This is a genomic window from Pseudomonas sp. Sample_23, from assembly GCF_004307595.1.
Lineage (GTDB): Bacteria > Pseudomonadota > Gammaproteobacteria > Pseudomonadales > Pseudomonadaceae > Aquipseudomonas > Aquipseudomonas atacamensis.
Map to the genome: position 1 here is coordinate 317399 of NZ_RCNX01000083.1, position 19987 is coordinate 337385.

The following is a 19987-nucleotide window of genomic DNA, read 5'->3' on the forward strand; positions in this document are numbered from 1 at the left end:
AGAAGTCGAAACGACCTTCCAAAATGATCAGCCTCAGGCTTTTTTGCCGACGCCGAAAGTAGCGAAACGGTCTGCGAACTTCTGCACACGGCCGCCGGTGTCCAGAGTCTTCTGCTTACCGGTGTAGAACGGGTGGCATTCGTTGCAAACGTCGATCGCCAGGGCTTTGCCGTAGGTCGAACGAGTTTCGAACTTGTTACCGCAGCTGCAGGTAACAGCGATTTCCGGGTAGTTCGGATGGATTTCGGCTTTCATGGTGTCTTCCTCAGGCTAGCGTGCCGCCACCCAACACTATTGTTGAATACCGCACGTAATTAGGCCGCGGATTCTACCAGACCTTTTCAATCGCGCAAGCTGTCACCGAGACCGACCGTCTGCTAGGCTCCCGGCCTTGAACGCACTTCCCTGTGGGAGCGAGCCTGCTCGCGAAGACGCCAGGTCAGTCGACACATGTGTTGCCTGACCCACCGCCTTCGCGAGCAGGTTCGCTGCCACAGGTCATGCATATCCGATCATTTTGCGTATCGAGATCCCCCCGCGTGCCCGACGCCATTCTGCGCCTTGCTCTGCCTTCGCCTCTGCGCCGCCTGTTCGATTACCGGGCGCCGGCCGGGGTGCGGCGCGAGCAATTGCAGCCGGGCATGCGCCTGCGGGTGCCGTTCGGTCGGCGCGAGATGATCGGGATTCTGGTCGAGGTCACCGACACCAGCGAAGTGCCGGCAGAAAAACTCAAGCCGGCGCTGGCCCTCCTCGATACGACTTCGCCACTGCCGCCAGCGCTGTTCAAGCTGTGCCTGTGGACCGCGCAGTATTACCAGCACAGCCTCGGCGACACCTTGAACTGGGCCTTGCCGGTGCTGCTGCGTCAGGGCGAGCTGGCCGAGGCCCGGCAGGAACGCTTCTGGTCGATTGCTCCGGGCGCCAGCGTTGACGACCCGCGAGTGGCCCGCGCGCCACGCCAGCGCGAGGCGCTGACCACGCTGGCCCAGCACCCCCACGGCGTCGCCCATCAGTTGTTGAGCAAACTGATGCTGAGCAAGGACAGCCTCGATCTGCTGCTGGCCAAGGGGCTGGTGCAGGTCGAAATCCGCCGCCACGCCCCCGGCGTTCGCCATGAACACTGGCTGGCGCAACCGGAGCTGCCGCTCAATAGCGAACAGCGCGCGGCGTATGAAGCGATTCGCGCCGGCTTCGACAGTTACCACGCTTTTCTCCTGGCTGGTGTCACTGGCAGCGGCAAGACCGAAGTCTATCTGCAACTGATTCGCGAGACCCTCGAAGCCGGCAAACAGGCCCTGGTACTGATTCCGGAGATCAACCTCGGCCCGCAGACCCTGGCGCGTTTCGAACAGCGCTTCAACGCGCGGATCGCCCTGCTGCACTCGGCGGTAAATGATCGCGAACGCCTGGAAGCCTGGCTCGCCGCCCGTGATGGCGAGGCCGACATTATTATCGGCACCCGTTCGGCCCTGTTCACGCCGATGAAAAATCCCGGGCTGATCATCATCGATGAAGAACACGACGGCTCCTATAAACAGCAGGAAGGTCTGCGCTACCACGCTCGCGATCTGGCGCTGGTGCGCGCGCGGCAGGAAAACATCCCGATCGTGCTCGGCTCCGCCACGCCCTCGCTGGAAAGTCTGCACAACGCCTACACCGGACGCTACGGCCTGCTGCGCCTGAACGAGCGCGCCGGCGGCGCCAAGCAACCGCGCTTCCTGCGTCTGGACGTCAAAAGCCGTCCGCTCGACAGTGGTATTTCCGGGCCGATGCAGCAAGCCATCGGCCAGACCCTCGCCAACGGCCAGCAGGTGCTGGTGTTCCTCAACCGGCGCGGCTTTGCCCCTACCTTGCTCTGCCACGATTGCGGCTGGATGTCCGAATGCTCGCGCTGCGATGCGCGCATGACCGTGCACCAGCGTTACGGCGAGTTGCGCTGCCATCATTGCGGCAACGTTGAGCGCACGCCACGCCAGTGCCCGAAGTGCAGCAAGGTCGATCTGCGCCCGGTCGGCGCCGGCACCGAACGCGCCGAAGAGCGTCTGGCGATTCTGTTCCCGGATTACCCGGTACTGCGCGTCGATCGCGACAGTACATCGCGCAAGGACGCGATGAATCAGCTGTTTGCGACGATTCAAAAGGGTCAGCCGTGCATTCTGGTCGGCACGCAGATGTTGGCCAAAGGGCACCATTTCCCAAGGGTGACGCTGGTATCAATCCTGGATGCCGACGGTGGTCTGTTTTCCGGCGACTTCCGCGCCAGCGAGCGCATGGCGCAGTTGATCGTCCAGGTCGCCGGGCGTGCCGGGCGGGCTGAAGAGCCGGGCAAGGTGATCATCCAGACGCATTTGGCCGACCATCCTTTATTGGTGCAACTGACCGAGCAGGGTTATTTCGCCTTCGCCGAACAAGCCCTGAGCGAACGCCGCGCGGCCGGATTACCGCCGTTCGCCCATCTGGCACTGTTGCGTGCCGAAGCGCACAAGCCGGGGCAGGCGGAAGGTTTTCTCGATGAAGCGTGCAGCGAGGCCGAACGCCTGCTGGCCGAATTGAATCTGAGCGGCATCGAGCTGCTCGGGCCGGTGCCGGCACCGATGGAGCGCCGTGCCGGGCGTTATCGCGCGCAGCTGTTGTTGCAGGCGACCGCGCGGGCACCGTTGCATCGCTTGCTGGCCAGCTGGATGCTGGTGCTGGAGCAGATGCCGAGCGGGCGGGCGGTGCGCTGGTCGCTGGATGTTGATCCGGTGGATCTGTATTGAGCTGAAGATCGCTTTCGCGAGCAGGCTCGCTCCCACAGTGGATCAGCGCCGTACATACCTTGTGGGTCCTGCGCAAAACCTTGTGGGAGCGAGCCTGCTCGCGAAAGCGGACTTTTTGTCACCACATATCCACATCCTGCCTGCTAAGGTTGGCAAGCCCGTCTTCGCAACGGATAATGCCCAGTTTTTCCACCCGCGCATCGATGCGCCCGCCGCGCTTGCGGTCGAAAGAGAAGACCATGAAAGACACCATTCGCCAGCTGATCCAGCAAGCCCTCACCCAACTCGTCAACGAAGGTGTGTTGCCTGAAGGCCTGACGCCGGCGATCCAGGTGGAGAACGCCCGCGACAAGACCCACGGCGACTTCGCCAGCAATATCGCCATGATGCTGGCCAAGCCTGCCGGCATGAAGCCGCGCGATCTGGCGGAGAAAATCATCGCCGCCCTGCCCGCTGACGAGAACGTCACCAAGGCCGAAATCGCCGGCCCGGGCTTCATCAATTTCTTCCAGAACACCCAGGCCCTGGCCTCGCGCCTCGACGCCGCGCTGGCCGACGCCCATGTCGGCGTGCGCAAGGCCGGCCCGGCGCAGCGCACCGTGGTCGATCTGTCCGCGCCGAACCTGGCCAAAGAGATGCACGTCGGCCACTTGCGCTCGACCATCATCGGCGACGGCGTGGCCCGGGTGCTTGAGTTCCTCGGCGACGAGGTGATCCGCCAGAATCACGTCGGCGACTGGGGCACTCAGTTCGGCATGCTGATGGCTTATCTGCAGGAAAACCCGATCACCAGCGACGAGCTGTCCGACCTGGAAAACTTCTACCGTGCGGCCAAGCAGCGTTTCGACGAGTCCGAAGAATTCGCCGACCGCGCCCGTGGCCTGGTGGTCAAGTTGCAGGCTGGCGATGCCGAATGCCTGGCGCTGTGGACCAAGTTCAAGGACATCTCGCTGTCGCACTGCCAGAAGATCTACGAACTGCTCAACGTCAAACTGACCATGGCCGACGTCATGGGCGAAAGCGCCTATAACGATGACCTGATCAATGTGGTCAACGACCTCAAGGCTGCCGGCATGCTGGTCGAGAGCAACGGCGCCCAGTGCGTGTTCCTCGACGAGTTCAAGAACGCCGATGGCGATCCGCTGCCGGTGATCATCGTCAAGGCCGATGGCGGTTACCTGTACGCCACCACTGACCTGGCGGCCGTGCGCTACCGCAGCGGCAAGCTCAAGGCTGATCGCGCGTTGTATTTCGTCGACCAGCGCCAGGCCCTGCACTTTCAGCAGGTCTTCGCGGTGGCGCGCAAGGCCGGTTTCGTCACCCATCCGATGGAAATGGAGCACATGGGGTTCGGCACCATGAACGGCGCCGATGGCCGCCCGTTCAAGACCCGTGATGGCGGCACCGTGAAGCTGATCGACCTGCTGACCGAAGCCCAGGAACGCGCCTACAGTCTGGTGAAAGAGAAGAACCCGACCCTGGCCGAAGACGAGTTGCGCAACATCGCCAAGGTCGTCGGCATCGGCGCGGTGAAATACGCCGACCTGTCCAAGCATCGCACCAGCGACTACAGCTTCAACTTCGACCTGATGCTCAACTTCGAAGGCAACACCGCGCCATACCTGCTTTACGCCTACACCCGCGTGGCCGGTGTGTTCCGCAAACTGGGCAAGGACTTCAGCGAAGTCGACGGCCAGATCGTCCTCGAAGCGGCGCACGAGCAGGAGCTGGCGGCGAAGCTGGCGCAGTTCGGCGAAGTGTTGAACAACGTCGCTGAAAAAGGCACGCCGCACATTCTCTGCACCTACCTGTACGACGTCGCCGGCCTGTTCTCCAGCTTCTACGAGAACTGCCCGATCCTCGCCGCCGACACCCCGGCGCAGATGCAGAGCCGTCTGCGTCTGGCCGCACTGACCGGTCGCACCCTCAAGCAAGGCCTGGAGCTGTTGGGTCTGGAAACTCTGGAGCGTATGTAAGTTGGCTGCCAAGAAAAAACCTGCACCCAAACGCGGCGCCAGCCGCTATCAGGCCCCGGCGAAACAACCGATTCCGGGCTGGCTGTGGATGGCCATCGGCCTGACCGTCGGCGCGTTCATCGTGTTTCTGATGAAACTGGAACCGGGCAAGGGCAGCGACACGGTCAAGCGCGAGAAAGTCGAACAGCAGCAGAAAGCGTCGAAGATCGCCGAGGCCAACAAGACCCCGCCGAGCCCGACGCAACCGGTGAAGCCGAAGTACGACTTCTACACCTTGCTGCCGGAGTCGGAAGTGATCGTGCCGCCGGACGCGGTACCGGAGAAGACCCTGCCGACGCCGCAAGTGCCGGCCATCCCGACCACGCCGGTAACCCCGGCCGAAGCGGCGAAGATCGACACCGCACGGGCTCAAGCGGCTCTGGCCGGGATCACGCCGCCGCCGGCGCCACCCGTGAGCAAGGCCGCGCCAGTGACCAAGTTCTTCCTCCAGGCCGGTTCGTTCCGCAAGGAAACCGATGCTGACAAGGTGCGTGCGCAGATCATTCTGCTCGGCCAAGCCGTCGCGGTGGAGTCCGGCACGGTCAAGGATGAAACCTGGTACCGCGTCTTGGTCGGCCCGTTCAGCAACCGTGAACAACTGACCACGGCGCAGAAACAACTGGCTGGCGCCGGCTTCAGCAACCTGCTGTTACAACAACGCCAGAGCCGCTAAGGCTCTCAGAGGTCAGCTGCAACTTGCAGGTGACCTTCAAACTTTGTGGCGAGGGGATTTATCCCCGTTTGGCTGCGGAGCAGCCCTGAAACCAGCCATTGCGGTGCAGCAGGCATACCGCAAATGATGGTTTCGCGACTGCTTCGCAGCCGAACGGGGATAAATCCCCTCGCCACAGTCATCACACACACCATTCGTCTCCCATCGCCCCTACCGGTTGAAATCCCCTCCAGCACCCCCATATGAATGGGCATAAGGCATTTTCGCCCCGCTGCGTGGAGACTCTTCCCTTGACCACCATCGTTTCAGTCCGCCGCCACGGCAAAGTCGTCATGGGCGGCGACGGCCAGGTTTCTCTCGGCAACACCGTGATGAAAGGCAACGCCAAAAAGGTCCGTCGCCTGTACCACGGCCAGGTCATCGCCGGTTTCGCCGGTGCCACCGCCGACGCCTTCACCCTGTTCGAACGTTTCGAAGGCCAGCTCGAAAAACATCAGGGTCACCTGATCCGCGCCGCCGTCGAACTCGCCAAGGAATGGCGCACCGACCGCTCCCTGAGCCGCCTCGAAGCGATGCTCGCGGTCGCCAACAAGGACGCCTCGCTGATCATCACCGGCAACGGTGACGTGGTCGAACCCGAAGATGGCCTGATCGCCATGGGTTCCGGCGGCGCCTACGCGCAAGCCGCCGCCAGCGCCCTGCTGAAAAAGACCGACCTGTCGGCGCGCGAGATCGTCGAAACCGCTCTCGGCATCGCTGGCGACATCTGCGTATTCACCAACCACACCCAGACCATTGAGGAGCAGGATCTCGCTGAATAAGCCTGTTGCGGCCCATGTGCCACGGCTTGTTTCTGCTTGAGGACCGTCAATTACTATGTCCATGACTCCCCGCGAAATCGTCCACGAACTCAACCGCCATATCATCGGCCAGGACGATGCCAAGCGCGCCGTCGCGATTGCCCTGCGCAACCGCTGGCGCCGCATGCAGCTGCCTGAAGAGCTGCGCGTTGAGGTGACCCCGAAGAACATCCTGATGATCGGCCCGACCGGTGTCGGTAAAACCGAGATCGCCCGTCGCCTGGCGAAACTGGCCAATGCGCCGTTCATCAAGGTCGAAGCGACCAAATTCACCGAAGTCGGTTATGTCGGCCGTGACGTCGAGTCGATCATCCGTGATCTGGCCGATGCCGCTATCAAGATGCTCCGCGAACAGGAAATGACCCGCGTACGCCACCGCGCCGAAGACGCCGCCGAAGATCGCATCCTCGACGCGTTGCTGCCGCCGGCACGCATGGGTTTCAGCAACGAAGAAGCGCCGAGCTCCGATTCCAATACGCGTCAGCTGTTCCGCAAGCGCCTGCGCGAAGGTCAGTTGGACGACAAGGAAATCGAGATCGAAGTCGCCGAAGTCTCCGGCATCGAAATCGCCACGCCGCCAGGCATGGAAGAGATGACCAACCAGCTGCAATCGCTGTTTGCCAACATGGGCAAGGGCAAGAAGAAGTCGCGCAAGCTGAAGGTCAAGGAAGCGCTGAAGCTGGTACGCGATGAAGAAGCCGGGCGTCTGGTCAACGAAGAAGAACTGAAGGCCAAGGCGCTGGAAGCGGTCGAACAGCACGGTATCGTCTTCATCGACGAGATCGACAAGGTCGCCAAGCGCGGCAATGTCGGCGGCGCCGATGTTTCCCGCGAAGGCGTACAGCGCGACCTGCTGCCGCTGATCGAGGGCTGCACCGTCAACACCAAGCTGGGCATGGTCAAGACTGACCACATCCTGTTCATCGCTTCCGGTGCGTTCCACCTGAGCAAGCCAAGCGATCTGGTGCCGGAGCTGCAAGGCCGTCTGCCGATCCGCGTCGAGCTCAAGGCGCTGAGCCCGGAAGACTTCGAGCGCATCCTCAGCGAACCGCACGCCTCGCTCACCGAGCAATACTGCGCGCTGCTGAAAACCGAAGGCCTGAACATCCAGTTCCAGCCCGAGGGCATCAAGCGTCTGGCGGAGATCGCCTGGCAGGTCAACGAGAAGACCGAGAACATCGGTGCCCGTCGCCTGCACACCCTGCTTGAGCGCCTGCTCGAAGAGGTGTCGTTCAGCGCCGGCGACCTGGCCAGCGCCCACGATGACAAGGCGATTCTGATCGACGCCGACTACGTCAACAGCCACCTCGGCGAATTGGCGCAGAACGAAGATCTGTCCCGCTACATTCTGTAGAGCGGCAAGCTACAAGCTACAAGCGGCAAGCTGAGTTAAGCTTGCAACTTGTAGCTTGCAGCTGAAGGCTGTTTTTCATGATTCCCACCGACATCAAACTGCACAAAGCCTCGAAAACCCTGACGCTCACTTACGCGTCCGGCGAGGAATACACTCTGCCCGCCGAGTTTCTGCGCGTGCACTCTCCCTCCGCCGAGGTCCAGGGCCACGGCAAACCGATCCTGCAATTCGGCAAGCTCAACGTGGGTCTGAGCAAGCTGGAACCGGCTGGCAACTATGCACTGAAACTGACCTTCGACGACGGTCACGACAGCGGCCTGTTCACTTGGGAATACCTCTACGAACTCGGCAAGCGCCAGAACGAACTCTGGGACGATTATCTTGCCGAGCTGCGCGCTGCCGGAAAATCCCGCGATCCGAACGAGTCGTTCGTCAAGCTGATGCTCTAGGCCGTGGCTCTTGCTCTTTAGAGGGCATTTTCTAACTTCATCTGTTTGAATGCTCCGCGCATACGGCCCCGGATCGGCCGCTTGCGAAAAAAATTAAACTCGGGTAACCAATGGAGCTGGCAAGTTCCCTGCAGTGCTCTACGACTGTAAAGCAGCTATGCAGAATCAACGGTCACCCGAGCAGTAGTACCCGGCATTGGCTGTGGAAGCGACAGCGTGAAACCGGGTACTCGTCTCAGGACAATGGAGCGTCGTAGATGAGTGACAAGAATAACGATGACCTGAAGTACCAAGCCTCGGAAAACACTCTGGGGCTTAACCCCGTCGTCGGGCTGCGCGGAAAGGATCTGCTGGCCTCTGCTCGAATGGTGCTGAAACAGGCCATCAGACAACCGATTCACAGCGTCAGGCACGTGACCCATTTCGGGCTCGAACTGAAAAACGTGCTGCTGGGTAAATCCGCGCTGCAACCGGCCGGTGATGACCGCCGCTTTGCCGACCCGGCGTGGAGCCAGAACCCGCTATACAAACGTTATCTGCAAACCTACCTGGCCTGGCGCAAGGAACTGCATGCCTGGATTGATGACAGCAGCCTGTCCCCCAAAGACATCGCTCGCGGCCATTTCGTCATCAACCTGATGACCGAAGCCATGGCGCCGACCAACACGGCGGCCAACCCGGCGGCGGTCAAACGCTTCTTCGAAACCGGCGGCAAGAGCCTGCTCGATGGCCTCTCGCATCTGGCCAAGGATCTGGTGCACAACGGCGGCATGCCGAGCCAGGTCAACATGGGCGCGTTTGAAGTCGGCAAGAGCCTCGGCGTCACCGAAGGTGCTGTGGTGTTCCGCAATGATGTGCTGGAGCTGATCCAGTACCGGCCGATCACCGAACAGGTCCACGAGCGCCCGCTGCTGGTAGTGCCGCCGCAGATCAACAAGTTCTACGTTTTCGACTTGAGCCCGGACAAGAGCCTGGCGCGCTTCTGCCTGCGCAACAATGTGCCGACCTTCATCATCAGCTGGCGCAACCCGACCAAGGCCCAGCGCGAGTGGGGCCTGTCGACCTACATCGAAGCGCTGAAAGAAGCCGTCGACGTAGTCACCGCGATCACCGGCAGCAAAGATGTGAACATGCTCGGCGCCTGCTCCGGCGGCATTACCTGCACCGCCCTGCTCGGCCACTACGCCGCGCTCGGCGAGAACAAGGTCAACGCCCTCACCCTGCTGGTCAGCGTGCTCGACACCACCCTGGACAGCGACGTCGCCCTGTTCGTCGACGAGCAGACCCTGGAGACCGCCAAGCGCCACTCCTACCAGGCCGGCGTGCTCGAAGGCAAAGACATGGCCAAGGTCTTCGCCTGGATGCGCCCCAACGATCTGATCTGGAACTACTGGGTCAACAACTACCTGCTCGGCAACGAGCCGCCGGTGTTCGACATCCTGTTCTGGAACAACGACACCACTCGCCTGCCCGCTGCGTTCCACGGCGACCTGATCGAGATGTTCAAAAACAATCCACTGATCCGCCCCAATGCACTGGAAGTGTGCGGCACGCCGATCGACCTCAAACAGGTGACTGCCGACATCTTCTCGCTGGCCGGCACCAACGATCACATCACGCCGTGGAAGTCCTGCTACAAGTCGGCGCAGCTGTTCGGCGGCAAAGTTGAATTCGTGCTGTCGAGCAGCGGCCATATCCAGAGCATCCTCAACCCGCCGGGAAATCCGAAGTCGCGCTACATGACCGGCGAAGAGATGGCGCCGACCGCCGATGACTGGCAGGAAAACTCGACCAAGCACACCGATTCCTGGTGGCTGTACTGGCAGGCATGGCTGGCCGAACGCTCGGGCAACCTGAAAAAGGCCCCGACGAAACTGGGCAACAAAGCGTACCCGGCAGGCGAGGCTTCGCCGGGCACTTATGTTCACGAACGGTAACTGACACCACCCATTGTGGGAGAGGGCCTTGTGGCGAGGGGATTTATCCCCGTTCGGCTGCGAAGCAGTCGTGAATCGACTAGCCGCGATCAGTCTGACAAATCGTGGTTTCAGGATTCGGGGTCGCTTCGCAACCCAACGGGGATAAATCCCCTCACCACAAGGCCCACTCCTACAGGAATACGGGTGGACTTGAAATCTACAGGGCCTCACGCATGCCGCAACCGTTCATATTCCGCACCGTCGATCTGGATGGCCAGACCCTCCGCACGGCGGTGCGTCCCGGCAAGCCTCATTTGACGCCTCTGCTGATTTTCAACGGCATCGGCGCCAACCTGGAGCTGGTGTTCCCGTTTGTCGCGGCGCTCGACCCGGACCTGGAAGTGATCGCCTTCGACGTGCCCGGGGTCGGCGGCTCGTCGACGCCGAACCGACCGTATCGCTTCCCCGGCCTGGCCAAACTGACGGCGCGGATGCTCGACTATCTCGACTACGGCAAGGTCAATGTGATCGGCGTGTCGTGGGGCGGAGCTCTGGCGCAGCAGTTTGCCTACGACTATCCCGAGCGCTGCAAGAAACTGGTACTGGCGGCCACTGCGGCCGGTGCGGTGATGGTCCCCGGCAAACCGAAAGTGCTGTGGATGATGGCCAGTCCGCGCCGCTACATTCAGCCATCCCATGTGATCCGCATCGCGCCGATGATCTACGGCGGCTCGTTCCGCCGCGACCCGACGCTGGCTGCCAGCCATGCGGCGAAAGTGCGCTCGGCGGGCAAGCTCGGTTACTACTGGCAACTGTTCGCCGGCCTCGGCTGGACCAGCATCCACTGGCTGCACAAGATCCATCAGCCGACGCTGGTGCTGGCCGGCGATGACGATCCGCTGATTCCGCTGATCAACATGCGCATGCTCGCCTGGCGCATTCCCAATGCGCAGTTGCACATCATCGATGACGGCCATCTGTTCCTGATTACCCGCGCCGAAGCGGTGGCGCCGATCATCATGAAGTTTCTCGAAGAGGAGCGTCTGCGCGCAGTCATGCACCCGCATCCGACGCCGCTCGGCGGCTGATCGCGGCGGCCTGCTTTATGCAGCACTTTTCAAATCAAGCGCGCGGCAGGACGCCGCGCAGGCAGCAACCGGCAACAGCGTCTATGGTGTTCTGGTTCGGTGAGTGTGTTTTTGCCCTGAAGACGAAGGAGTGTTGAGTCATGCGCGAAAAACCAGCGACGGGCGTGGTGCCCAGCCCCGCCGTGTTTATCAACGCCCAAAGTGCGATCGCCGGTCTGCGTGGCAGGGATCTGCTGTCGACACTGCGCAGCGTCGCCGCCCACGGCTTGCGCAATCCGTTGCACAGCGCAAAGCATGCGCTGAAGCTTGGCGGACAGTTGGGGCGCGTGCTGCTCGGCGAAACCCTGCACCCGACCAACCCGCAAGACAGCCGCTTCGCCGATCCGGCGTGGAGCCTCAATCCGTTCTACCGGCGCAGCCTGCAGGCGTATCTGGCCTGGCAGAAACAGGTCAAGAGCTGGATCGATGAAGGCGACATGAGCCCTGAAGATCGTGCCCGTGCGCACTTCGCTTTCACTCTGCTCAATGACGCCGTAGCGCCGTCCAACACTCTGCTCAACCCGCTGGCGGTCAAGGAGTTGTTCAATTCCGGCGGGCAGAGTCTGGTGCGTGGCCTGAGCCATCTGTTCGATGATCTGTTGCACAACGACGGCCTGCCACGGCAAGTGACCAAGCAGGCGTTCGAGGTCGGCAAAACCGTAGCGACCACCAGCGGATCGGTGGTCTTTCGCAATGAAATGTTCGAGCTGATCCAGTACAAATCGATGAGCGAAAAGCAGTACGCCAAGCCGCTGCTGGTGGTGCCGCCGCAAATCAACAAGTACTACATCTTCGACCTGAGCCCGCAGAACAGCTTCGTCCAGTACGCCCTGAAAAACAGCCTGCAGACCTTCATGATCAGTTGGCGCAATCCTGATGTGCGCCATCGCGAGTGGGGCCTGTCGAGTTACGTCGAAGCGGTCGAAGAAGCGATGAACATCTGCCGGGCGATTACCGGCGCCCGCGAAGTCAACCTCATGGGCGCCTGCGCCGGCGGCCTGACCATCGCCGCCCTGCAAGGGCATTTGCAGGCCAAACGGCAACTACGCCGGGTCGCCAGCGCGACGTATCTGGTCAGTCTCCTCGACAGCCAGATCGAAACCCCGGCCACGCTGTTCGCCGATGAGCAAACACTGGAAGCGGCCAAGCGTCGCTCGTACCAGCGAGGCGTGCTCGATGGTCGCGACATGGCCAAGGTCTTCGCCTGGATGCGCCCCAACGATTTGATCTGGAGCTATTTCGTTAACAACTACCTGCTGGGCAAGGAACCGCCAGCCTTCGACATTCTCTACTGGAACAACGACAACACCCGGCTGCCGGCGGCGCTGCACGGCGATCTGCTGGACTTCTTCAAGCACAACCCGCTGATCCACGCAGGCGGTCTCGAGGTGTGCGGTACGCCGATCGATCTGCAGAAGGTCAATGTCGACAGCTTCAGCGTCGCCGGCATGAACGACCACATCACGCCGTGGGACGCGGTGTATCGCTCGACCCTGCTGCTCGGTGGCGAACGACGTTTCGTGCTGTCCAACAGCGGCCATGTGCAGAGCATCCTCAACCCGCCGAGCAACCCGAAAGCTGCCTACGTCGAAAACGCCAAACTGAGCAGTGACCCGCGCGCCTGGTACTACGATGCCAGACACGTCGACGGCAGCTGGTGGCCGCAGTGGCTGGAATGGGTCGCGCAGCGCTCCGGCGCCCTTAACGAGACCCGCACAACACTGGGTAACCCGAACTATCCACCGATGGAAGCGGCACCCGGCACCTATGTGCATGTGCGCTGACGCTCAACCGAAATTTTCTAAGAAGACTGGATGAAAACCCGCGACCGGATTCTCGAATGTGCACTGCAACTGTTCAACGAAAAGGGTGAGCCGAACGTTTCCACCATGGAGGTGGCCAACGAAATGGGGATCAGCCCGGGCAATCTCTACTACCACTTCCACGGCAAGGAACCGCTGATTCTCGGTCTGTTCGAACGCTTCCAGCACGAACTCGCACCCCTACTCGACCCGCCGCCGGACGTAGAGCTTGCACCGGAGGATTACTGGCTGTTTCTGCATTTGATCGTCGAGCGCCTGGCGCAATACCGGTTCCTGTTCCAGGACCTGTCGAACCTCGCCGGCCGCTTGCCGAAACTGGCCAAGGGAATTCGCAATCTGCTCAATGCGCTGAAGCGCACGCTGGCGTCGTTGCTGGCGCGATTGAAGGCTTCGGGGCAACTGGTCAGCGATACTCAGGCGCTGGGGCAATTGGTCGAGCAGGTGACCATGACGCTGCTGTTCTCGCTGGATTACCAGCGGATTCTTGATCGTGAGGGAGAGGTCCGGTTGGTGGTTTATCAGATCATGATGCTGGTGGCGCCGCATTTGCTGCCGCCAGTGAAGGTGGCGACAGAGCGGATGGCGCTGCAATACCTTGAGGATCACGACTGACCCGAAAAGCCCCTCACACTAACCCTCTCCCGGAGGGAGAGGGGACTGATTGGGGGATGTTCGCTAGCTACGCCGACCTGAGCGAGCTTCTTTGAATCGATAATCGACTCGATTTGTTCAGGTCGACGTATGACGCAGAACACCTCGGTCGGCTCCCTCTCCCTGGGGAGAGGGCTGGGGTGAGGGGCCGCTTGGAATGCACAAACAAAAACGCCCGACCTTCACAGGCCGGGCGTTTTTGATTTGCCCTGAAATCAGGACTGACTGGATGGCGTCGACGGTGTCGATGCTGCAGTCGGAGTAGCGGCTGCCGTAGGCGCCGCAGCGGAGTTTGCCGCGTTGGCCGGAGCTGTTGGAGCAGTCGATGGTGCGGCGGCCGGTTTCGGCGCAGCGGCTTTCGGCGCGGCCGGTTTTTTCACTGCAGGCTTTTTCGCCGCAGCCGGTTTGGCCGCAGGCTTCGCAGCGGGTTTGGCGGTAGCAGTTTTCGCTGCTGGCTTGGCCGCTGGTTTCGCTGCAGCTTTAGCCGCAGGTTTTGCTGCCGCTTTGGCAGCGGCCTTGGCGGCAACAGGTTTGGCTGCCGCTTTGGCCGCAGGCTTGGCGGCTGCCGTTTTGGCCGCAGCTTTTGCAGCAGGTTTCGCCGCTGCTTTGGTCAGTGGCTTGGCTGCGGTTTTCGCCGCAGGTTTGGCCGCTGCAGTTTTAGTGGCAGGTTTCGCCGCAGCGGTTTTTGCCGCCACAGGCTGAGCTTTCAGACCGGTGAGTTTTTCGATCTGCTTGGTCAGCGTATCGACCTTGGCGTTGAGCGCCTTGACCTCATTGCGGCTCGGCACTCCCAGGCGCGAAATCGCGCTGTTCAGGCGCTTGTCGAACGCGCCTTCCAGCTCGTCCCACTTGCCCATGGCGCGGTCTTTCACGCCGCTGATGCGCGACTTGGCCGAAGAGGTCGAGTCCTCGACTTTCTTGCCGACGGCAGTCTTGGTGAGCTTCTCGGCTTTCTCGCCGTCTTTGACCAATGCATCGAAGAGTTTGCTGCCGTCAGTGTCGATCTTCGAGTACACGCCTAAACCAGCCAGCCAGATTTTGCGGGAGTAGGACTCGACCTTCCCGACCCACGAGCTGCTTTCTTTATCGGTGTTCTTTTTGCCAGCCATCCCGTTCTCCTTAAGATTTTCGCGCGACGCGTTCGAGCAATGCCGTCAGCTCATCGAGCTTAGCAGAGAGTGCCTCAACGTCATGTTTAGACGGAATGCCGATCCGATTCAAGGCGCTGGCCACACGGTTGTCGAAGGCCTTCTCAACCTTGTCGAGCTGAACTTCAACGCGACCCTTGAACGAGCTGACCTGAGTGGCCGCGTCATCGATCTCGGCGTTGGCCGCGAGGAGTTTTTCACTGACGGCTTTTTTGCCTTTCTTTTCAACGGTTTGACCGGCGGCGACGAGTTCTTGAAAGTACTCGCTGCCCTCCTGGCCAACCTTGGTGTAGGCGCCCAGGCCTGCCAGCCAGATCTTGCGGGCATAGGATTTGACGTCGCTCAGAGTGGAAGTCGGAGCGTCGATTTTTTTCTTCAAAATGACTTTGGCCATGGTGCACCTCACGCGCAGAAGGTTTGAGGAACTGCCGGACGAGTGTCGGGCTCAGGCACAAAGTAGGGAGAAAAATTAGAAAGGGCACCCTAACCAGCGGGAGCAACTCTAAACAAATGTGGGAGCGAGCCTGCTCGCGAAAGCGGTTTGTCAGTCACGGATAATCTGACTGAAAGACCGCTTTCGCGAGCAGGCTCGCTCCCACAGGGGATTGGATTTCAACCTGAATCAGGCCAGGGCTTTATCCAACGCCTTCTCGATCTCGGCTTTGATCATGCCGCTCATGGCCGACATCATCAGGCCCAGTTCGACGTCGACCCTGATCGAATCGTCCGCCACATGCACTTCGCCTTTCACGCCAGAGCGTTTGAGGTTCAGGGTGTCGCCCGACCATTGCGGCTCCAGGCCGTATTGTTCATTGAGCTTTTTGGCCAGTTTGTCGGCCTTTTCGCGGGCGGCGTTCTTGCCCAGGGTGTGGGCGCGCTCAACACTGATTTTGGCCATGGAATGACTCCTGATGATTGAATGGCTGACGTTGAATCTTGACCGCATCTGCGGCAAATCGTCCCGAAGGTTGCCCATCTTACCTTTAGCCATTCCAAGACAAAGCATGGCTTGGGGATTAGAATGTCGCGCATTCTCTTTTGGTGACAGCGATATGACTGATCAGCGCAAAGGCAGCGATGCCGAACCCACCACTCACTTCGGCTTCAAAAACGTTCCGGAAAGCCAGAAAGCGGAAAAAGTCGCTGAGGTTTTCCATTCCGTAGCCGCTAAATACGACCTGATGAACGACCTTCTGTCGGGCGGCATGCACCGTCTGTGGAAGCGTTTCGCGATCGAGCTTTCCGGCGTGCGCAGCGGCAACCGCGTGCTCGACATCGCCGGTGGCACCGGCGACCTGACCCGCAAGTTCTCGAACCTCGTCGGCCCGACCGGCCAGGTCGTGCTGGCCGACATCAACGAGTCGATGCTCAAGGTCGGCCGTGATCGTCTGCTCGATCTGGGCGTTGCCGGCAACGTCGAATTCGTCCAGGCCGACGCGGAAAAACTGCCGTTCCCGGACAACCATTTCGACTGCGTGACCATCGCCTTCGGTCTGCGCAACGTGACGCACAAAGAGGACGCGCTGCGTTCGATGCTGCGCGTGCTCAAGCCCGGCGGACGCCTGCTGGTGCTGGAATTCTCCAAGCCGACCAACGCGCTGATGTCGAAAGCCTACGACGCCTACTCGTTCGCCTTCATGCCGCTGATGGGCAAGCTGATCACCAACGATTCGGAAAGCTATCGTTACTTGGCCGAATCGATCCGCATGCACCCGAATCAGGAAACCCTGAAGTCGATGATGGTCGAGGCCGGTTTCGACCGCGTGACCTATCACAACATGACCGCAGGCATCGTCGCCCTGCACCGCGGCATCAAACCCTGATGTTGCTCACCGGGCTGCTCGCCAGCGTCGAACTCGGCCTCAACCGGGTGCTGCGTCTCGACAGCACGGCGCTGCCGCGCCTGGCGCATTTGACCGGCAAGGTGATTGCCGTCGACGGCCGCAGTCCGGCGCTGCAACTGTTCATCCTGCCCAGCGACGAAGGCTTGATGCTCGCCTCGCAGTGGGCAGCGGATGTCGATTGCACGTTGCGCGCACCGGCCTCAAGCCTGGTGAAACTGGCCCTGAGCAAAGACAAGACCGCGGTGCTGCACGCACCGGAAGTCGAGCTCGATGGCGACAGCGGTGTGTTGCTGGAGCTGGCCGGCGTACTGCAGGATCTTGAGCTGGACTGGGAGTACGAACTCTCGCGCTGGCTCGGTCCGGTCGCCACGCAACTGCTCGGTGGCCATCTGCGCAGCCGCGCACGCTGGTATCAACAAGGATTTGCCAGCCTCAACCAGAATCTTGCCGAATACCTCGCCGAAGAATCGCGCACCCTCGTCGGGCAGCGCGAAGCCGAAGCGCGATTCAGCGAACTGGACCGGATCAAACTTGATCTGGAACGACTCGAGGCGCGTTTCGAGCGCCTTTCCCGATCCCTCGACCCAAGCGATAACGCATGAAGCTGCTTGCCGTCCGCCGTCTGTTGCGCATCCAGCGCGTCGTGATCCGCTACCGCCTCGATGACCTGCTGTTCGATCTGCCACTGCCCTGGTTCCTTCTGGCCGTGCGCTTTTTGCTGCCGTGGCGCTGGCTGCCGCGCAAGCCGCTGGAGCTCAACCGTGGCGCGCGCTTGCGTCTGGCGTTGCAGGATCTGGGGCCGATCTTCATCAAGTTCGGGCAGATTCTTTCGACCCGCCGCGACCTGTTGCCGGAAGACATCGCCGATGAGCTGATGCTGCTGCAGGACCGCGTGCCGCCGTTCGATTCGCAAGTGTCGATCAAGCTGATCGAAGAACAGCTGGGCAAGAAAATCAGCGAAGTGTTCAGCCGTTTCGACGTCGCCCCTCTGGCCTCGGCCTCGGTGGCGCAGGTGCATGCGGCGCAGCTGAAAAGTGGCGAAGAAGTCGTGGTCAAGGTCATTCGCCCAGGCCTGAAACCGATCATCGCGCAGGATCTGGCATGGCTGTTCATCCTCGCCCGCGCAGCGGAAAAATTCTCCGCTGACGCGCGCCTGCTGCACCCGGTCGACGTGGTGCAGGATTACGAAAAGACCATTTACGACGAACTCGATCTGTTGCGCGAGGCGGCCAACGCCAGCCAGTTGCGCCGCAACTTCGAAGGCTCGCAGCTGCTTTATGTACCGCAAGTCTATTGGGACTGGTGCCGGCCGAAAGTGCTGGTCATGGAGCGCATCTACGGCATCCAGGTCACCGATCTGGCGACCCTTGCCGACCAGCGCACCGACATGAAGATGCTCGCCGAGCGCGGCGTGGAGATTTTCTTCACTCAGGTGTTCCGCGACAGTTTCTTCCACGCCGACATGCACCCGGGCAACATCTTTGTCAGCACGGTCAATCCGTGGAGCCCGCAATACATCGCGATCGACTGCGGCATCGTCGGCAGCCTGACCCCGGAAGACCAGGATTATCTGGCGCGCAACCTGTTCGCCTTCTTCAAGCGTGACTACCGCCGTGTGGCGCAGTTGCACATCGATTCGGGCTGGGTGCCGGCGGAAACCAAACTCAACGAATTCGAAGCGGCGATCCGTACGGTGTGCGAACCGATCTTCGAAAAACCGTTAAAAGATATTTCATTTGGCCAGGTGCTGATGCGCCTGTTCCAGACCGCTCGCCGTTTCAACATGGAAGTGCAGCCGCAACTGGTGCTGTTGCAGAAGACCTTGCTGAACATCGAAGGCCTCGGGCGTCAGCTGTACCCGGATCTGGATCTGTGGAACACCGCGCAGCCGTTTCTCGAGCGCTGGATGCGCGAACGTGTCAGCCCGAAAGCCTTGCTGGGCAACGTGCAGAGCCAGCTGGAGCAGATTCCGCACCTGTCGAACATGGCCCGCGATCTGCTCGAACGCATGTCGCAACCCCACGCCAAAGACCCACCGCCGCCGTGGCGCAAACGCAAGGACGACTGGTTCCTGCGCCTGCTCGGCTGCGCGCATCTGGCCGGCGGCGCGATCCTCGCTGCGGGTGGTCCGCTGACCGAGTGGGCGCACTGGCCCGCCGGAATCATGATCGCAGTCGGTTTGTATCTGGTCGTTCGCCGATAGCACGAATCAGCTGCAAGTTATAAGCTGCCAGCTGCAAGCTTGACGACACCGGAACACCGCAACCTGCTTTTACTTGCAGCTTGAAGCTTGAAACTCGAAGCTGCTTTTCAGGAATTGAAGATGAAAAACTGGCTGGACGAGATCAAGTGGGACGCTGACGGCCTGGTGCCGGCGATTGCCCAGGATCACAAGACCGGGCGCGTATTGATGATGGCCTGGATGAACCGCGAAGCGCTGGAACTGACCGCTGCGGAGAATCGTGCAATCTACTGGTCACGTTCCCGTGGCAAGCTGTGGCGCAAGGGCGAAGAGTCCGGCCATGTGCAGACCCTGCATGAGATGCGCCTGGACTGTGATGCCGACGTGATCATCCTGATGGTTGAACAGATCGGCGACATCGCCTGCCACACCGGCCGTCAAAGCTGCTTTTACCGGGTCTTCGAAAACGGCGACTGGAAAACGGTCGACCCGGTACTGAAAGACCCGCACGCTATCTATTCCGCAGGACACACACATGAGTGACACCCTGACCCGCCTCGCTCAGGTACTTGAAGAGCGCAAAGGCGCAGCCGCCGACAGTTCGTATGTCGCCAGCCTGTATCACAAGGGGCTGAACAAGATTCTGGAGAAAGTCGGCGAAGAGTCGGTCGAAACCATTATTGCCGCCAAGGATGCCGCCATCAGCGGCGATTGCAGTGATGTGATCTACGAGACCGCCGACCTGTGGTTCCACAGCATGGTCATGCTCGCCCAACTGGGGCAGCATCCGCAGGCCGTGCTGGATGAACTGGACCGTCGCTTCGGCCTGTCCGGACACGTCGAGAAAGCCTCGCGTCCGTCCGCCTGAACAACTTTTAGAGAGGAATCGCCACATGGGCATTTTTGACTGGAAACACTGGGTCGTCATTCTGATTGTCGTGGTGCTGGTATTCGGTACCAAGAAACTGAAAAACCTCGGCACCGACGTTGGCGAATCGATCAAGGGCTTTCGCAAAGCCATGAACGACGACGAAAAACCGGCCGAGCCTAGCGTGACCCCGCCGGCCCAGCCTGTGCCACCGGTGCAGCCGCAAACCACCGCTCAGGCCAACCCGCCGCACACCATCGACGTGCAGGCGCAAAAAGTCGAAGAGCCGATCCGCAAAGACGTGTGAGCACTGAC

Annotated in this window: 21 protein-coding genes; 16 read left to right on the forward strand and 5 right to left on the reverse strand. The window is 60.9% G+C overall.

Annotation, left to right across the window (positions count from 1 at the left end):
• Positions 1-33: 33 nt before the first annotated feature.
• Complete coding sequence (rpmE, locus tag D8U82_RS21410) at positions 34-255, reverse strand: 50S ribosomal protein L31 (RefSeq protein WP_016772055.1); 222 nt, start codon at positions 253-255, stop codon at positions 34-36.
• Positions 256-539: 284 nt separating this feature from the next.
• Here rpmE and D8U82_RS21415 point away from each other — a divergent pair, with 284 nt between their 5' ends.
• Entirely contained in the window at positions 540-2759 is a 2220-nt protein-coding gene (locus D8U82_RS21415; RefSeq protein WP_130902921.1) for a primosomal protein N', read from the forward strand.
• A 118-nt stretch (positions 2760-2877) separates the two neighbouring features.
• Here the strand turns inward: D8U82_RS21415 and D8U82_RS28625 are convergent, their stop codons facing one another.
• Entirely contained in the window at positions 2878-3000 is a 123-nt protein-coding gene (locus D8U82_RS28625; protein ID WP_016772057.1) for a hypothetical protein, read from the reverse strand.
• Here D8U82_RS28625 and argS point away from each other — a divergent pair.
• The 9 genes from argS (at position 2999) to D8U82_RS21460 (ending at position 13591) form a co-directional block, all read left to right on the forward strand.
• Positions 2999-4735 (forward strand): arginine--tRNA ligase, encoded by a 1737-nt coding sequence (gene argS / locus D8U82_RS21420; protein WP_125925764.1) that lies wholly within the window; start codon positions 2999-3001, stop codon positions 4733-4735. The genes D8U82_RS28625 and argS overlap by 2 nt on opposite strands.
• A 1-nt stretch (position 4736) precedes the next feature.
• A complete protein-coding gene (locus tag D8U82_RS21425) occupies positions 4737-5447 on the forward strand; it encodes an SPOR domain-containing protein (protein ID WP_016772059.1) in 711 nt (236 codons plus the stop codon).
• A 290-nt stretch (positions 5448-5737) separates the two neighbouring features.
• On the forward strand, positions 5738-6268 hold the full coding sequence (hslV, locus tag D8U82_RS21430) for an ATP-dependent protease subunit HslV (RefSeq protein ID WP_007968352.1): 531 nt from the start codon (positions 5738-5740) through the stop codon (positions 6266-6268).
• A 55-nt stretch (positions 6269-6323) separates the two neighbouring features.
• Positions 6324-7661: an ATP-dependent protease ATPase subunit HslU gene (gene hslU / locus D8U82_RS21435; RefSeq protein ID WP_016772060.1), complete on the forward strand. Its 1338-nt coding sequence runs from the start codon at positions 6324-6326 to the stop codon at positions 7659-7661.
• Positions 7662-7738: 77 nt separating this feature from the next.
• Positions 7739-8110 (forward strand): DUF971 domain-containing protein, encoded by a 372-nt coding sequence (locus D8U82_RS21440; RefSeq protein WP_016772061.1) that lies wholly within the window; start codon positions 7739-7741, stop codon positions 8108-8110.
• 257 nt (positions 8111-8367) lie between these two features.
• Positions 8368-10047, forward strand: a complete 1680-nt coding sequence (gene phaC / locus D8U82_RS21445) for a class II poly(R)-hydroxyalkanoic acid synthase (RefSeq protein WP_071174139.1) — start codon at positions 8368-8370, stop codon at positions 10045-10047.
• 215 nt (positions 10048-10262) lie between these two features.
• Positions 10263-11117, forward strand: coding sequence for a poly(3-hydroxyalkanoate) depolymerase (phaZ, locus tag D8U82_RS21450; protein WP_076565220.1), 855 nt, complete (start codon positions 10263-10265; stop codon positions 11115-11117).
• 140 nt (positions 11118-11257) lie between these two features.
• On the forward strand, positions 11258-12940 hold the full coding sequence (gene phaC / locus D8U82_RS21455) for a class II poly(R)-hydroxyalkanoic acid synthase (protein WP_130902922.1): 1683 nt from the start codon (positions 11258-11260) through the stop codon (positions 12938-12940).
• A 30-nt stretch (positions 12941-12970) separates the two neighbouring features.
• Positions 12971-13591 (forward strand): TetR/AcrR family transcriptional regulator, encoded by a 621-nt coding sequence (locus D8U82_RS21460; RefSeq protein ID WP_024011259.1) that lies wholly within the window; start codon positions 12971-12973, stop codon positions 13589-13591.
• Between the two features lie 254 nt (positions 13592-13845).
• Here D8U82_RS21460 and D8U82_RS21465 read toward each other — a convergent pair whose 3' ends face one another.
• From D8U82_RS21465 to D8U82_RS21475, 3 genes are all read right to left on the reverse strand, one after another.
• Entirely contained in the window at positions 13846-14739 is an 894-nt protein-coding gene (locus D8U82_RS21465; RefSeq protein WP_125925766.1) for a phasin family protein, read from the reverse strand.
• A gap of 10 nt (positions 14740-14749) precedes the next feature.
• On the reverse strand, positions 14750-15172 hold the full coding sequence (locus D8U82_RS21470) for a phasin family protein (RefSeq protein WP_016772067.1): 423 nt from the start codon (positions 15170-15172) through the stop codon (positions 14750-14752).
• 228 nt (positions 15173-15400) lie between these two features.
• Entirely contained in the window at positions 15401-15676 is a 276-nt protein-coding gene (locus D8U82_RS21475) for a polyhydroxyalkanoic acid system family protein (RefSeq protein WP_125925767.1), read from the reverse strand.
• A gap of 154 nt (positions 15677-15830) precedes the next feature.
• Here D8U82_RS21475 and ubiE point away from each other — a divergent pair, with 154 nt between their 5' ends.
• The 6 genes from ubiE (at position 15831) to D8U82_RS21505 (ending at position 19979) form a co-directional block, all read left to right on the forward strand.
• Complete coding sequence (gene ubiE, locus D8U82_RS21480; protein WP_016772069.1) at positions 15831-16601, forward strand: bifunctional demethylmenaquinone methyltransferase/2-methoxy-6-polyprenyl-1,4-benzoquinol methylase UbiE; 771 nt, start codon at positions 15831-15833, stop codon at positions 16599-16601.
• Entirely contained in the window at positions 16601-17224 is a 624-nt protein-coding gene (locus D8U82_RS21485; RefSeq protein WP_130902923.1) for an SCP2 sterol-binding domain-containing protein, read from the forward strand. The genes ubiE and D8U82_RS21485 overlap by 1 nt, the downstream gene beginning before the upstream one ends.
• Positions 17221-18825, forward strand: a complete 1605-nt coding sequence (gene ubiB / locus D8U82_RS21490) for a ubiquinone biosynthesis regulatory protein kinase UbiB (RefSeq protein ID WP_024011256.1) — start codon at positions 17221-17223, stop codon at positions 18823-18825. Before D8U82_RS21485 ends, ubiB begins: the two co-directional genes overlap by 4 nt.
• 120 nt (positions 18826-18945) lie before the next feature.
• Positions 18946-19347 carry a phosphoribosyl-AMP cyclohydrolase gene (hisI, locus tag D8U82_RS21495; RefSeq protein WP_007899278.1) on the forward strand — a complete coding sequence of 134 codons (402 nt, stop codon included), beginning with the start codon at positions 18946-18948 and terminating at the stop codon, positions 19345-19347.
• A complete protein-coding gene (locus D8U82_RS21500; protein WP_003220849.1) occupies positions 19340-19672 on the forward strand; it encodes a phosphoribosyl-ATP diphosphatase in 333 nt (110 codons plus the stop codon). Before hisI ends, D8U82_RS21500 begins: the two co-directional genes overlap by 8 nt.
• Before the next feature lie 25 nt (positions 19673-19697).
• Complete coding sequence (locus D8U82_RS21505) at positions 19698-19979, forward strand: twin-arginine translocase TatA/TatE family subunit (RefSeq protein ID WP_016772073.1); 282 nt, start codon at positions 19698-19700, stop codon at positions 19977-19979.
• The last annotated feature ends 8 nt before the right edge of the window (positions 19980-19987 follow it).